Source organism: Mesorhizobium sp. M1307 (assembly GCF_040318155.1).
GTDB lineage: Bacteria > Pseudomonadota > Alphaproteobacteria > Rhizobiales > Rhizobiaceae > Mesorhizobium.
The window spans coordinates 1-13,838 of sequence record NZ_JAMYLR010000055.1 but is presented as its reverse complement, the minus strand read 5'-3'; the positions used below and the strand labels follow the sequence as shown (position 1 = coordinate 13,838).

Here is a 13,838-nt window from a genome sequence, read left to right as displayed (position 1 = left end):
CTTCTCCCACAAGGGGAGAAGGGGAGTCGGCGCCTGCGCTACTTCAGCACCTTCCCATCGGCTCCAAACCGGTATGTCTTTGCCGGATCCGGCGTCGCATAGAGCGTGGCACCAGGTTCGGCGTTATAGACGCCGAAGATGCGCACTGTGATCAAGCCGGCCTTCTCGCAGTCGAGATAGAGGTTGGTGTCGGCGCCAAGGTGCTCGGCATGGACGACCGTGCCTTTCCAGGCGCCGGATCTGGGATCGACCGTCAAATGTTCGGGACGGACGCCGATGGTCTTTGCCGTTTCGCCAAGCCTGGCGCCGTCGACGAAATTCATCTTCGGTGAGCCGATGAAGCCGGCGACGAATTCATTTGCCGGCGAATTGTAAAGCTCCATCGGTCCGCCGATCTGCTCGATCTTTCCCGCGTTCAGCACGACGATCTTGTCGGCCAGCGTCATCGCCTCGACCTGGTCGTGGGTGACATAGATCATCGTGGCCTTCAGCCGGCGATGCAATTGCGCGATCTCCAGCCTGGTGTTGACGCGCAGCGCGGCATCGAGGTTGGACAGGGGCTCGTCGAACAGAAAAAGCTTGGGCTCGCGCACCACGGCGCGGCCGATGGCGACGCGCTGGCGCTGACCGCCGGAAAGCTCGGCCGGCCGCCTCGAGAGGTAGGGCTCCAGCGACAGCATCGACGAGGCGATGCCGATGCGGCGGTCGATCTCGGCCGCCGGCGTGCCCGCCTGCTTGAGGCCGAGGCCCATGTTGTTCTTCACCGTCAGATGCGGATAGAGCGCATAGGTCTGGAACACCATGGCGATACCGCGCTTGGCCGGCGGCGTTGCGGAGACGTCCGCACCGTCGATCACCACGCGGCCCGAGGTCGAGTCCTCCAGCCCGGCAATGACCCTGAGCAGCGTCGACTTCCCGCAGCCGGATGGACCGACGAAGACGACGAACTCGCCATCCGTCACCTCGAGGTTGATGCCCTTCAGCACCTCGACCGGCCCGAAGGCCTTTTTCACGTTCTCGATGTTCAGCGAGCCCACGGCGTCGTCCCTGTTCTAGAGTTTCACGGCGAGGCCGCTGCGCACGCTCTCGTCTGCGGCAAGGCAGACGGCGAGCGACTTCACCGCGTCGTCCATGTGACGGGTCAAGTCCAGATCCTCGCGGACCGCCTTCAGCACAAACGCCTGTTCCAGGTCGCAAAGGTCCTGATGGCCGGGCTCGCCTTGCATCGACAGCATCTCGTCCGGTTTGGCGAATTTGCCGTCGGCTCCGGTCGCCGCGCTGTGCAGGCGGATGGTCGAGGTCTTGGTGTGGGTGTCGATGTCGTCGGACCTGACACCCTCCTTCATGACGATCGACACGCAGCCATTGGGCGAGATCACGTCTTTCACGAAGAAAGCCGTCTCCGAAATCATCGGCCCCCAGCCGGCCTCGTACCAGCCGACCGAACCGTCGTCGAACAGCACCTGCAGATGACCGTAATTGTACATCGACGGCGCGATCTCGTCGCTCAGCCTCAGTCCCATGCCGCGCACCTCGACTGGTCTGGCGTCGGTGATCTGCAGCATCACGTCGAGATAATGCACGCCGCAGTCGACGATCGGCGACGTCGTCTGCATCAGCTGCTTGTGCGTCTCCCAGGTATGTCCGGAGGATTGCTGGTTGAGGTTCATGCGGAACACGTAAGGGCCGCCGAGCTTCCGCGCCTCGGCAATCAGCCTGATCCAGGACGGATGGTGGCGCAGGATATAGCCGATCACCAGTTTTTTGCCGTTGGCCTTGGCGGCGGCGACGACGCGCTCTGCATCTGCGACGGTGGTTGCCAGCGGCTTTTCGAGGAAGACGTGGCAGCCGGCCTCGAACGCCTTGACGGCATAGTCAGCATGGCTGTCGGAATAGGTGGCGATGCAGGCGACATCGGGCTTTTCGTCGCGTAGCGCCTCGTCGAAGGAACGCCGGATGGCGTAGGTCGAAAGCCCTTCCGGCAGCGGCACATCGGAGCGGTTGACCAGCGCGGCGATCTGGAATCCCGGATTGGTGTGATACGCCAACGCATGGCTGCGCCCCATATTGCCGAGGCCGGCGATGACAACGCGAAGGGGTTGGTCCATTTCAGTTTGCCTTTAGTAGAGCGCGGGCTTTCAGGTCCATCCTAATACTCGATCCATACTCACTGGCGATCTGCAGAGCAGCCTTTTCGCTTTCACAACGTGCCAGAAGTCCGAACCCGTATGTATCGACTCCCTCTTTGATCAGAGAAGACCTCCGGTCGTCCGGCAACGGACGGTCCAGATCCAGCGCCTCGGTGAATGCCTTGGATTGCTCGCTAACCATCAGGGAGTTGACACGCCAGATGATATGACAGTTGTATTCCTTCGGTCGACGCTCGATCCCGAACCGAGTCAGCCAGACAGCTGCATTGAGATAGAACTGCGGTCCCCAGGCAGACTTCTGAAGGTTAAGCAGACAGACCGTTTCCGGCCATTCGCGATAATAGTTTGTGTTGCGAACGCCGCGGAATCTGTGGCGGGTTGCCGACTCGGTGAGGCCTCGAATGATCGCGTCCCGACCCTCACTCACTTGACGGCCCCCGAAGTGATGCCGCGGATCAGCTGCCGCGAGAAGATGACGTAGAGGATCAGCACCGGCATGATCGCCAGCGACAGTGCCGCCAGGATGGCGTTCCAGTTGGTGACGAACTGGCCGAGGAACAATTGCGCGCCGAGCGTCACTGTCTTGGTCTCCTCCGACGGCGCCAGGATCAGCGGGAACCACAGATCGTTCCAGATCGGGATCATGGTGAAGACCGCGACCGTCGCCATCGATGGGCGCACCAGCGGCAGCACCAGCCGGAAAAAGATGGTGTATTCGGACAGGCCGTCGATCCTGCCCGCATTCTTCAGATCGTCCGAGACCTGCTTCATGAATTCCGACAGGATGAAGACGGCAAGCGGCAGGCCCTGCGCCGTGTAGACCAGGATCAGCGCCGTCAGCGTGTTGACCAGCCCGCTCGCCACCATCAATTGCAGGATGGCGACGGTGGCAAGGCGGATCGGGATCATGATGCCGAGCGCCAGATAGAGCCCCATCAGCGAATTGCCGCGGAAGCGGTATTCCGACAGCGAGAAAGCCGCCATGGCGCCGAACAAAAGCACGAAGAACAGCGAGGCGACGGTGACGACAAGGCTGTTCTGGAAATAGTGGATGAAATCGCCCTGGCCGATCACCGTCGTGTAGCCGATCAGGTCGAAGGTACCTGGCGTCGGCGGCGTCAGCGGCGCGCCGAAAATCCCTGCGCGTGATTTGAACGAATTCATGATCACGAGGATGACCGGAAACAGCGCGATTGCGGTGTAGGTCAGAAGGATCGCATGCGCGCCGATGGTGCGGGGCAGCGAGCGGGTTGCCGTGCTCATGTGGCGCCTCAGAACTGGTAGCGACGCAGGCGCGTCTGCACGAGGAACAGGTAGACGCAGACGCCGCCCAGGATGATCAGGAACATCATCGTGGCGATCGCCGCGCCCATGTTGGGATCGCCGACCTGCAGCTGGAAACCGAAGAAGGCGCGGTAGAGGAAGGTGCCGAGAATATCGGTTGAATAGTTCGGCCCGGCCAGCGCCCCTTGCGCGGTGTAGATCAGGTCGAAAGCGTTGAAATTGCCGACGAAGGTCAGGATCGAGATGATGCCGATCGACGGCAGGATGAGCGGCAGCTTGATCTTCCAGAACTGCGCCATCCCGGTGATGCCGTCGCATTCGGCTGCTTCGATCACCTCTTCGGGAATGGACAGCAGTGCCGCATAGATCAGCATCATCGGGATGCCGACGAACTGCCAGACCGAGATCAGGCTGAGCGCGGTCAGCGCATATTGCGCCTTGCCGAGCCAGGGCGTGAACAGGCTTTTCAGGCCGACCAGGTCCATCATATGCGGCGCCACGCCCCATAGCGGCGACAGAATCAGCTTCCAGGCGAAGCCGACAATGACGAAGGACAGGATCGTCGGCACGAAGATCGCCGTGCGGTAGAAGGCGGAAAACCGCAGCCTAGGGCTGGACAGAAGTGCGGCCAAAAGGACGCCGATCGGGTTCTGCACCAGCATGTGGATGATGAAGAACCAGACATTGTTCCTGAGCGCGTTCCAGAAATTGACCGACCAGTTGGGATCACCGAACAGCATGCGGAAATTTTCCAGTCCGACGAAGACCTGCGACTGATTGATGTTGCGGAACAGCGACAGCTGCAGCGTGCCGGCCAGCGGCAGGATCATGATCGCCGTATAGACCAGCACTGCCGGCGCCAGGAAAACGCCGATATGCCAACGGAACGGTCTTTTCGGTGCTGCGGCCATGCGTTCGGTCCCCGCCGATCAGGTCTTGCTATTGCCGTCAAAGGGCGCGGCGCCTCCCTCCCCCTCGAGGGGAGGGTGCCTCGCAAAGCGAGGCGGGTGGGGTCGGCAGAGGCAGCGCGCCATCGTCGTTCGACCGTGCTTTCCAGCAGCGATCAAGCCGCAGCCTGCCTCGACCGACCCCCTCTGTCGCCTTCGGCGACATCTCCCCCTCGAGGGGGGAGACAACGCTTCGCCGCGCTCTTACTTCGCCGGCTTGTACCAGCTATCGAGGCCGTCCTGCAGCTTCTTGGCGGCAGCTTCCGGCGTGTCGGTGCCGTTGATGACGTTGGCCGATTCAACCCACGTCTCGTTTTCAAGGTTCGGCGTGCCGCGCGACAGGATCTGGTAGGTCGAGCGGATCGTCGACTTGCACTTGCCGCGCCAGGAGACGAATTCCTGGGCCAGCGGGTCTTCCATCTTCACCGGGGTGTTGTTCAGGCTGAAGAAGCCCGGCAGCGCGTTGGCGTAGATGGTGGCAAAATCAGGCGAGGCCACCCAGGACAGGAAGGTCTTGGCCGCATCCGCGTTCTTCGAGGCAGCATTGAGGCCCATGCCGATGTCGGTGTGGTCGGAGATGTAGCAGGTGTCGCCGGCCTTCTGCACCGGCGGCGGGAAGGCGCCCATCTTGAACTGCGCCTGCGTGTTGAAAAGGCCGATCTCCCACGAACCGGCCGGGTAGATGGCGGCGCGGCCGAGCGTGAACAGGTTCTGGCTGTCCGGATAGGTCTGCGCCTCGAAGCCGTCGCCGAGATAGTCCTTCCACTTGGCCAGTTCCTTGAAGGGCTCGACCCACTGCGGATCGGTCAGCTTCTGCTCGCCCTTGATCAGCGCCAGGCGGCCTTCCTCGCCCTTCCAGTAGTTCGGGCCGATGTTCTGGTAGCCCATGGTCGCCGCTTCCCAGAGGTCCTTGGTGCCCATCGCCATCGGGATGTAGGTGCCGTCGGCCTTGATCTTGTCGAGCGCGGCGAAGAATTCGTCGCGCGTCTCCGGCACCTTGATGCCGAGCTTGTCGAAGGCGTCCTTGTTGTAGATGAAGCCATGGATGACGGAGGCCATCGGCACGCAGAAACTCGACTTGCCGTCGTCGGTCTGCCAGGCGGCCTTGGCGACGTCGGAGAAGTTCTCCATGCCGGGCAGGGTCGAGATGTCGGCGAGGTTGCCCTTCTTGAAGAGCTCCAGCGACTTGTCGAACGGGCGGCAGGTGATCAGGTCGCCGGCCGAGCCGGCGGCGAGCTTGGCGCCGAGGGCGGCGTCATATTCGGTTGGCGCCGACGGCGCGAACACCACCTTGATGCCCGGGTTCTTGGCTTCGAAGGCCGGGATCAGCTTGTCCTTCCAGATGGCAAGGTCGTCGCCGCGCCAGCTTTCGATGTTGAGCGTTACGTCGTCGGCATAAGCCACCCCGGCGGAGCCGAGAATGCTGGTGCCGAGAAGAAGTGCCGTCAGTAGCTTCGTTGTCATGCTCAGTCTCCCTGTTGACCTTTTTCAGGTTCGGTTTTGATGAGAACAGAGGCATTGCGCCCCTTGCTCCCCTCGATCGCGGAAAGGGCCGGCCGCAGCTTGTGGCCGGTCCCTTCCAATATCTTCTCGGCTGCATCGGCGCTGGCGGCGCCGGCGGCGAGCAGAATAGCGGTCTTGACGACGCCGCCGCTCCTTTCGAGCAGGCGTGCCGCCTCGTCCTTGTCGCGCCCGCTGACGGCGGCGACGATGCGTGCGGCGCGGTCGCGCAGCTTGATGTTGTCGGCCATGAGGTTGACCATGTAGCCGTCAAGGACATGGCCGAGATGGATGGCGGCGAGCGTCGACAGCATGTTGAGCGCGATCTTCTGGGCGGTGCCTGCGCCCATGCGCGTTGAGCCGGCAATCAGCTCTGGTGGCGTTTCGAGCAGGATGGCGATGTCGGCCAGCCGCAACAGCGGCGCATCCCTGTTGCTGGCGATGGCAATGGTCGCCGCACCGCGGCGCCTGGCGTCCTCGATCGCCCTGACTGCATAAGGTGTCGAGCCGCTGGCCGAGACGGCGATCAGGCAGTCGCCCTTGCCGATGCGGGCGGCGGCAACTGCTGCCGAAGCTTCCTCGGTGTCGTCCTCCGGCCCGCCGGCCAGTGTCTTGAAGGCCTCGTCGCCGCCGGCGATCAGGATGGCGATGCGGTCGCGTTGGATGCCGAAAGTGCCCGGCAGCTCAAGCGCATCGGCCAGTGCCATCAGGCCCGAACTGCCGGCAGCCGCATAGGCGAGCTTGCCGCCGCTTTTCAGTCTGCTTGCGATGATTTCGGCTGCCGCGGCAATAGCGGGAATGGCGCCGTGCACGGCCTTGGCGGCCTCGATCTGTGCGTTGGCCAAAGAGGAAAGGATGGCTTCCGGGGCCTGGATATCCAGTCCCTCGGCATTCTGGTGAAGCGCTTCGGTGCGCGTTTCGGCCATCCGCTTTCCTCCAATCGAGAAAACCATACCAAAAAAATACCACTTGTCCACACGCATTAATGAAATCCTTGCGGCGGTGCAGGCTTGCGAACGAAATTGGCTGATTTTCCAACAAACTAAGCCTTAACTTTTTTGAAACCGGAAATTAATCCTTGGCTATTGGTATTTTATTGGTATTATCCGCCCGGAGGAGAAATCGCGTGAAATTCGTGCTCGGCATCGATGGCGGCGGCACCAGCTGCAGGGCGGCCCTTGCAACGGCCGACGGCAGCGTCCTCGGCCGCGCCAAAAGCGGTGCCGCCAACATCCGAACCGATCTCACCGGCGCCAGGACGAACATCGTCGACGCAGCGCAGCAGGCCTTTGTCGCCGCGGGCAGGGATCCCGCACTGATCCCGCAAACTCCGGCCGTTCTCGGTCTTGCCGGCGCCAATGTCGGCACCTACCGGCAGCAACTCGAAGCGATCCTGCCGTTTCGCATCAGCCGCGTCGAGACCGATGCCGAGATCGCGCTGGAAGGCGCGGTTGGCTCCGGCGACGGCGCCATGGCCATACTCGGCACCGGCACCGCTTATATGGCGCGCAGACGAGGCAAGTCGCGCGCCATCGGTGGCTGGGGTTTTCAGGTCGGCGACCAGGGCAGCGGCGCCCGCATCGGCCGCGACCTGCTCGAGCAGACGCTGCTCGCCTATGACGGCATCCGCCAGGGATCGCCGCTGACGGAGACCATGCTCGCCATTTTCCGCAACAATCCCGAGGATGTGGTCGAATTCACCACCAACGCCAAGCCCGGAGATTTCGGCGGCTTCGCGCCCAAGGTGTTCGAACATGCCGAAAAAGGCGACGCCGTCGCTGTCTGGATCCTCGACAAGGCGGTCGCCGATGTCGAGGCAGCGCTTGGCGTGCTCGACCTCGGCGGCGACGATCCGCTCTGCCTGCTCGGCGGGCTGGCGCCGCTTTATGCGCCGCGCCTGTCGGCCCGCTACCGGGCGCTGCTGAAACCGCCGCTCGACGACGCGCTGGGCGGCGCGGTTCAGATGGCGGTACGGATTTTCGCAAACACGGCGGAGGCAGCGCGATGAGCGAGGCCGCCGACCAGATATTCGCGGCGCTGAAACAATCGTCGCAGAGTGGCGCGCCGCTCTATCTGCAGCTCAGGAAGAGCATCGAGGATGCGGTCAAACGCGGGCTGATCGGACCTGGCGATGCGCTGCCTTCCGAGCGCGACATCGCTAGCAAGGCCGACATTTCGCGCGTCACCGTGCGCAAGGCGGTGCAGGACCTGGTCAAGGGCGGCATCCTCGTCCAGCGCCATGGTTCCGGTACCTTCGTTGCGCCACGTATGGAGCGCGTCGAGCAGTCGCTGTCGATGCTGACCTCGTTTACCGAAGACATGGCGCGGCGCGGCATGGCGGTGCGTTCGGCTTGGCTCGACCGCGGCCTCTATCCGCCGTCGCCCGACGAGATGATGGTGCTCGGCCTGGCGTCGAACGAATTGGTTGCGCGCGTGGCGCGCCTTCGTATCGCCAACGACACGCCGCTGGCGATCGAGCGCGCCTCGCTATCGACAAGCGTGCTGCCCGATCCGGCGGCGATTGGTTCGTCGCTCTACGCCGCGTTGGAAAAGACCGGCAACAGGCCGGTGCGGGCGGTGCAGCGCATTTCCGCCACCAATCTCGGCGATGGCGACGCACATCTGCTGGAAGTGCCGCCGGGCATTGCCGGCCTGCACATCGAGCGTATCTCCTATCTGGCGAGCGGCAAGGTGATCGAGTTTACCCGCTCCATCTACAGGGGCGACGCCTATGATTTTGTCGCCGAACTCCGGCTGAGCGGGCCGGGCGAAGAGGGCCGGCCATGACCGCAACAACGACCCATATGCGGCGCGAGATCGAGGAGATCCCGGAGGCCACCGCCCGCCTGCTCGATGGCTCGGCCGCGGTGCTGACGGAAGCTGGACGCGGCATTCGCGAGCGCGATCCGAATTTCGTCGTCACCGTGGCGCGCGGCTCGTCCGACCATGCCGCGACCTTCATGAAATATGCCGTGGAGTTGACCGCCGGGCTGGCGGTTGCATCGGTCGGCCCGTCGATCGCCTCGATCTATGGCGCCAAGCTGAAGCTGGGCGGCTCGGCCTGCCTGGCGATCTCGCAGTCCGGCAAGAGCCCGGACATCGTTGCAATGGCGCAAGCGGCGAGGACCGGCGGTTCGCTGACCGTCGCCATCACCAACACCGCCGATTCGCCGCTGGCGCGGGCTTCGGACTACGCGATCGACATCCTGGCCGGACCGGAGCGCAGCGTCGCGGCGACGAAGACCTTCGTCAATTCAGCCGTCGCAGGACTCGCCTTGATGGCGCATTGCACCGGCGACGAGAAACTCCTGGTGGCGCTCGCGCGCTTGCCGGAGCATTTTCGCAAGGCGATCGCCTGCGACTGGATGGCGCTGGCTGGGGCACTCGAGACGCCGAAATCGCTGTTCATCCTTGGCCGTGGCCCGTCGGCGGCAATCGCCAACGAGGCGGCGCTGAAATTCAAGGAAACCTGCGCCATGCATGCGGAAGCCTATAGTGCCGCCGAGGTCATGCATGGCCCGCTGGCGCTGGTCGGTCCCGGTTTCCCGGTGCTGGCGCTGGCTGCTCGCGATGCGTCCGAGCCATCGGTGGCCGATGCCGCCGACAGCCTGGCCGGCAAGGGCGCTGCCGTCTTTGTGACGTCGAACAAGGCAAAGAGCGCTCAGCGCCTGCCGCATGTCGCAACCGGTCATCCGCTGACCGACCCGCTGACGCTGATCGTGTCGTTCTATGGTTTCGTCGAGGCCTTTGCCCGCCATCGCGGCCTCGACCCCGACACGCCGCCCAATCTGCGCAAGGTAACGGAAACCCTATGAGCGACCGTTTTGCCCTGACTGGCGCCGGGATTTTCGATGGCGACGACTGGCACGACAATGCGGCGCTTGTCGTGCGCGACGGCCTCGTCGAGGCCATTGTTGCCGCCGGTGCCATTCCATCCGATGTTGCGCGTATCGAGACCGGCGGCGGCATGCTGGCGCCTGGCTTCGTCGATCTGCAGGTCAATGGCGGCGGCGGCGTCATGCTCAACGACCATCCGGACGTCGCCTCGATCGAGACCATCTGCCGGGCACACGCCCCCTTCGGCACGGCGGCGCTGTTGCCGACGCTGATCACCGACACGTCCGAGATCACCGCCGCGGCGGTTGCGGCCGGAGCCGAGGCGGCACGGAGGAAGGTGCCGGGGTTCCTGGGCCTGCACCTCGAAGGGCCGCATCTGTCGATCGCCCGCAAGGGCGCACATGACCCGGCTTTGATCCGGCCGATGCTAGACTCCGACCAGACGATGCTGATCGCCGCACGGAAAAACCTGCCCGTGCTGCTGACGACGGTGGCGCCCGAATCCGTCGAGCCCAGCCAGGTGTCGGCGCTTAGCAAGGCCGGCATTGTCGTCAGCATCGGCCATTCCGATATCGGCTATGCCACGGCTCGCGCCTTTGCCGAGGCCGGCGCAACGGTGGTCACCCATCTGTTCAATGCGATGAGCCAGATCGGCAATCGCGAGCCAGGGCTAGCGGGCGCCGCAATCGATACCGGCGCATTCTATGCCGGGATCATCGCCGACGGTATCCATGTCGATCCGGCCACCATGGCCATCGCCTTGCGCGCCAAGCAGGGGCCGGGCAAGATCCTGCTCGTTACCGATGCCATGGCGACGATCGGCACCGACATGACCTCGTTCACGCTGAACGGCCGCACCATCCACCGCAAGGATGGCAGGCTGACACTTGCCGACGGCACGCTGGCGGGCGCGGATCTCGACATGATTTCCGCGGTGCGCTTCATGCACCGCGTCGTCGGCCTCGACCTCGACGAAGCCTTGCGCATGGCCTCCCTCTATCCGGCGCAGGCGGTCGGCCAGTCGCACCGGTTCGGGCGCTTCGCCAACGGTACCGCGGCCAACATCGTTTCGCTGTCGGACGATCTGGACATTAAAAGCGTCTGGATCGATGGTGCCAAGGTTTTTGCAGGCAGCCCTGCTCATTAGGGTTAGCCGGCTTTGGACGTATAGAGGTCCTTGTAGGCTTCGCGCAGCAGGTTCTTCTGCACCTTGCCCATCGTGTTGCGCGGCAGTTCGTCGACGAAGATCACCCGTTTCGGATGCTTGTACCTGGCGAGGCGCCCGGCGATGGCCTCGACGATCCCTGCGGCGCTGATGGTCGAGCCCGGCGCCCTCACCACGACAGCGGTGACGCCTTCGCCGAAATCCGGATGGGCAACGCCGATGACAGCGCTTTCGGCGACGCCAGGCAGCGCGTCGATCTCGCTCTCGACTTCCTTTGGATAGATATTGTAGCCGCCGGAAATGATCAGGTCCTTGCCGCGGCCGACGATGTGGACATAGCCGTCGGCATCGATCAGCCCGAGATCGCCGGTGATGAAGAAACCGTCGTCACGGAACTCCGCTTTGGTCTTTTCCGGCATGCGCCAGTAGCCGCAAAAGACATTGGGACCCCTCACCTCGATCATGCCGACATCGCCCTTGGCAAGTGTTTCGCCGCTCTCGGGGTCGGTGATGCGCAGGGAAACGCCGGTCACGGGAAACCCGACCGTGCCGGCACGCCGCTCGCCATCATAAGGGTTCGACGTGTTCATGTTGGTCTCGGTCATGCCGTAGCGCTCGAGGATGGCGTGGCCGGTGCGCTCTCGCCAGGCTCTGTGCGTCTCGGCCAACAGCGGCGCCGAGCCGGAAATGAACAGGCGGATGTTTTTCGCCGCTTGCCGGTTCAAACCGTCCTGCTGCAGCAGGCGGACGTAGAATGTCGGCACGCCCATCAGCACGGTGGCGCGCGGCAGCAGCGAGACGATGCGGGCCGGGTCGAATTTGGTTTCGAACAGCATCGAGGCACCGGCCATCAGGACGACATTGGTGGCGACGAAAAGGCCATGCGTGTGGAAAACCGGCAGCGCGTGAATCAGCACGTCTGCGGCAGTGAAGCGCCAGAGGTCGACCAGCACCCGCGCATTCGAGGCGAGGTTTTCGTGGCTGAGCATGGCGCCTTTCGAACGGCCGGTGGTGCCGGAGGTGTAGAGGATCGCAGCAAGGTCGTCCGGTCCGCGCGCCACGTCGTGGAAGTCCACGGCCGCCTCAGAGGCCCGATCGGTCAACGAACCCTCGCCCTTGCTGCCGAGTGTCGCGACCGCAGCGCCCGAGTCCTGCGCCAAAGCGCCGATCTCGGTCACTCGCGCCGGGTCGCAGACGATCAGTCGCGGCTCGGCATCCCTGAAGAAATACTCGAGCTCGGTCAGCGTATAGGCGGTGTTGAGCGGCAGGAAGATCGCGCCGGCACGCAGACAGGCGAGATAGAGGAAAATGGCCTCCGGGCTCTTCTCGACCTGAACGGCGACGCGGTCGCCGGCTTCGACGCCCAGCTGCGACAGCACATGTGCCAGTTGAGCGGAGCGCGCCAGCATTTCGCCATAGCTGATCGAGCGCCCGTCCTCTGCCTCCATCAAAAGGCGTCCGGGCGTGGGCATCCGGGCACGGAAAGCATCGAACAGATGGTTGCTCATAAGTCCCCCCGAGCGGCTGTCTCCGGCCGAACGGCGGCGGTCAGCCGGCCGCCTTGTCCGCCGCTGCCCTGATTGCCTCGATGTTTGCCCGATAGGCTGCGACGCTGCCGCCCTTGAAAATGGCCGCACCGGCGACCAGCACGCTGGCGCCGGCGGCGGTGACCAGGGGCGCAGTTTCCGGCGAAATGCCGCCGTCGATCTCGATCCGGATCGGCCTGTCACCGATCAGCGCCTTCACCCGCTTCACCTTGTCTACGATCGCCGGAATGAAGGCCTGGCCGCCGAAGCCCGGATTGACCGTCATGATCAGGATAAGATCGAGCCGGTCGAGCACGTATTCGATCATCGTCTCCGGTGTCGCGGGGTTGAGCGACACGCCGGCCTTCTTGCCAAGGTTTTTGATCGTCTGCAGCGAGCGGTCGAGATGCGGCCCGGCTTCGGCGTGCACCGTGATGCCGTCGCAGCCGGCCTCGGCGAAGGCGGCCAGATAGGGGTCGGCGGGGGCGATCATCAGATGGCAGTCGAAGAAGGCCTTGGTGCGGTTGCGGATCGCCTTGATCACCGGCGGCCCGAAGGTGATGTTGGGGACGAAATGCCCGTCCATGACGTCGAGATGGATCCAGTCGGCGCCGGCGGCCGCCACCGCCTCGACCTCGTCGCCGAGCTTCGAGAAATCGGAAGCCAGCACCGATGGCGCGATCAGGGTTTTTTTGCTCATGACGCGGTCTTCCCGAACGCCTCGGTTTACGGACCCTCTGTATCGCCTGCCTAGACCATGAGTCGAGTCCGGAAAGTGGAAGCCGGTTTGTCCTTCCGCTGATGCCACGGCTTCAGGTTTTCGCTGCTCTTTCATCTGCCAGCCAAAGAAAAACCCCGCCGGATCGCTCCGGCGGGGTTTTCTTGATCGAATGATCACCGTTTGAAGTTCGCGCGCGATCCTATTGCTCGAGCTGCGGCTTGCGCCTTGGCAGCTGCTGAAGAACATCTGGATTCAGCAGCAGGCTCGGTTTGCGGATCGGCTGGCACTGGCCATTAATCGGCCGCGCGCCCGGTGCGCACTCCAGCCGCGGTTTGCGGCAGGCGCCGTCGCGCAGCTCTGTCCCACGCGGGCAGACGCAAACGCCACGCTTGTTGTGGATCTGACCGGGTATCGGGCACTCCACCACAACAGGCTTCTTGCGCCTGCAGGCATTGCCTTGCACTTCCGTACCCCGCGGGCAGACGCAATCGCCGTTGGCGTCGTGGATCTGCCCGCGGATGGTGCACTGCTCCGGCTTCGGCTGGATTGGCCGGCAGGCATTGCCCCTGACTTCCGTACCCCGCGGGCAGACGCAATCGCCACCGGCGTCGTGGATCTGGCCACGGATGGTGCACTGCTCCGGCTTCGGCTGGATTGGCCGGCAGGCATTGCCCCTGACTTCCGTACCCCGCGGGCAGACGCAATCGC

The 13,838-nt window shown here is 63.8% G+C and carries 13 protein-coding genes and 1 pseudogene; 4 read left to right on the top strand and 10 right to left on the bottom strand.

Annotated features, from left to right (window positions below; all coding sequences use genetic code 11):
• Window positions 1–38: 38 nt before the first annotated feature.
• From NKH16_RS31650 to NKH16_RS31620, 7 genes are all read right to left on the bottom strand, one after another.
• Window positions 39–1,037: an ABC transporter ATP-binding protein gene (locus tag NKH16_RS31650; protein ID WP_352449601.1), complete on the bottom strand. Its 999-nt coding sequence runs from the start codon at window positions 1,035–1,037 to the stop codon at window positions 39–41.
• A 15-nt stretch (window positions 1,038–1,052) separates the two neighbouring features.
• Window positions 1,053–2,108: a Gfo/Idh/MocA family protein gene (locus tag NKH16_RS31645; protein WP_352449602.1), complete on the bottom strand. Its 1,056-nt coding sequence runs from the start codon at window positions 2,106–2,108 to the stop codon at window positions 1,053–1,055.
• Window position 2,109: 1 nt separating this feature from the next.
• Window positions 2,110–2,577 (bottom strand): DUF4304 domain-containing protein, encoded by a 468-nt coding sequence (locus NKH16_RS31640; RefSeq protein ID WP_352449603.1) that lies wholly within the window; start codon window positions 2,575–2,577, stop codon window positions 2,110–2,112.
• The gene (locus NKH16_RS31635; RefSeq protein WP_352449604.1) at window positions 2,574–3,413 is read right to left on the bottom strand and encodes a carbohydrate ABC transporter permease; all 840 of its coding nucleotides are present in this window, start codon (window positions 3,411–3,413) and stop codon (window positions 2,574–2,576) included. The genes NKH16_RS31640 and NKH16_RS31635 overlap by 4 nt, the downstream gene beginning before the upstream one ends.
• An 8-nt stretch (window positions 3,414–3,421) precedes the next feature.
• On the bottom strand, window positions 3,422–4,345 hold the full coding sequence (locus NKH16_RS31630; RefSeq protein WP_352449605.1) for a carbohydrate ABC transporter permease: 924 nt from the start codon (window positions 4,343–4,345) through the stop codon (window positions 3,422–3,424).
• A gap of 240 nt (window positions 4,346–4,585) precedes the next feature.
• Window positions 4,586–5,845 (bottom strand): ABC transporter substrate-binding protein, encoded by a 1,260-nt coding sequence (locus NKH16_RS31625; RefSeq protein ID WP_352449606.1) that lies wholly within the window; start codon window positions 5,843–5,845, stop codon window positions 4,586–4,588.
• A gap of 2 nt (window positions 5,846–5,847) precedes the next feature.
• Window positions 5,848–6,807, bottom strand: a complete 960-nt coding sequence (locus NKH16_RS31620; RefSeq protein ID WP_352684095.1) for an N-acetylmuramic acid 6-phosphate etherase — start codon at window positions 6,805–6,807, stop codon at window positions 5,848–5,850.
• A 200-nt stretch (window positions 6,808–7,007) separates the two neighbouring features.
• On the opposite strand from NKH16_RS31620, the gene NKH16_RS31615 reads away from it, so the two are divergent.
• The 4 genes from NKH16_RS31615 to nagA are packed head-to-tail and all read left to right on the top strand — an operon-like array spanning window position 7,008 to window position 10,865.
• A complete protein-coding gene (locus NKH16_RS31615) occupies window positions 7,008–7,889 on the top strand; it encodes a glucosamine kinase nucleotide-binding domain-containing protein (RefSeq protein WP_352903448.1) in 882 nt (293 codons plus the stop codon).
• The gene (locus NKH16_RS31610) at window positions 7,886–8,668 is read left to right on the top strand and encodes a GntR family transcriptional regulator (RefSeq protein WP_023679844.1); all 783 of its coding nucleotides are present in this window, start codon (window positions 7,886–7,888) and stop codon (window positions 8,666–8,668) included. Before NKH16_RS31615 ends, NKH16_RS31610 begins: the two co-directional genes overlap by 4 nt.
• A complete protein-coding gene (locus NKH16_RS31605) occupies window positions 8,665–9,696 on the top strand; it encodes an SIS domain-containing protein (RefSeq protein WP_036239401.1) in 1,032 nt (343 codons plus the stop codon). The genes NKH16_RS31610 and NKH16_RS31605 overlap by 4 nt, the downstream gene beginning before the upstream one ends.
• Window positions 9,693–10,865, top strand: a complete 1,173-nt coding sequence (gene nagA / locus NKH16_RS31600; protein ID WP_352903445.1) for an N-acetylglucosamine-6-phosphate deacetylase — start codon at window positions 9,693–9,695, stop codon at window positions 10,863–10,865. The genes NKH16_RS31605 and nagA overlap by 4 nt, the downstream gene beginning before the upstream one ends.
• 2 nt (window positions 10,866–10,867) lie before the next feature.
• Here the strand turns inward: nagA and NKH16_RS31595 are convergent, their stop codons facing one another.
• The 3 genes and pseudogenes from NKH16_RS31595 to NKH16_RS31585 form a co-directional block, all read right to left on the bottom strand.
• The gene (locus NKH16_RS31595) at window positions 10,868–12,391 is read right to left on the bottom strand and encodes a malonate--CoA ligase (protein ID WP_352449612.1); all 1,524 of its coding nucleotides are present in this window, start codon (window positions 12,389–12,391) and stop codon (window positions 10,868–10,870) included.
• A gap of 40 nt (window positions 12,392–12,431) precedes the next feature.
• On the bottom strand, window positions 12,432–13,109 hold the full coding sequence (rpe, locus tag NKH16_RS31590; RefSeq protein WP_352449613.1) for a ribulose-phosphate 3-epimerase: 678 nt from the start codon (window positions 13,107–13,109) through the stop codon (window positions 12,432–12,434).
• A gap of 220 nt (window positions 13,110–13,329) precedes the next feature.
• Window positions 13,330–13,838 (bottom strand): annotated as a pseudogene (locus NKH16_RS31585) (hypothetical protein); the annotation flags it as partial.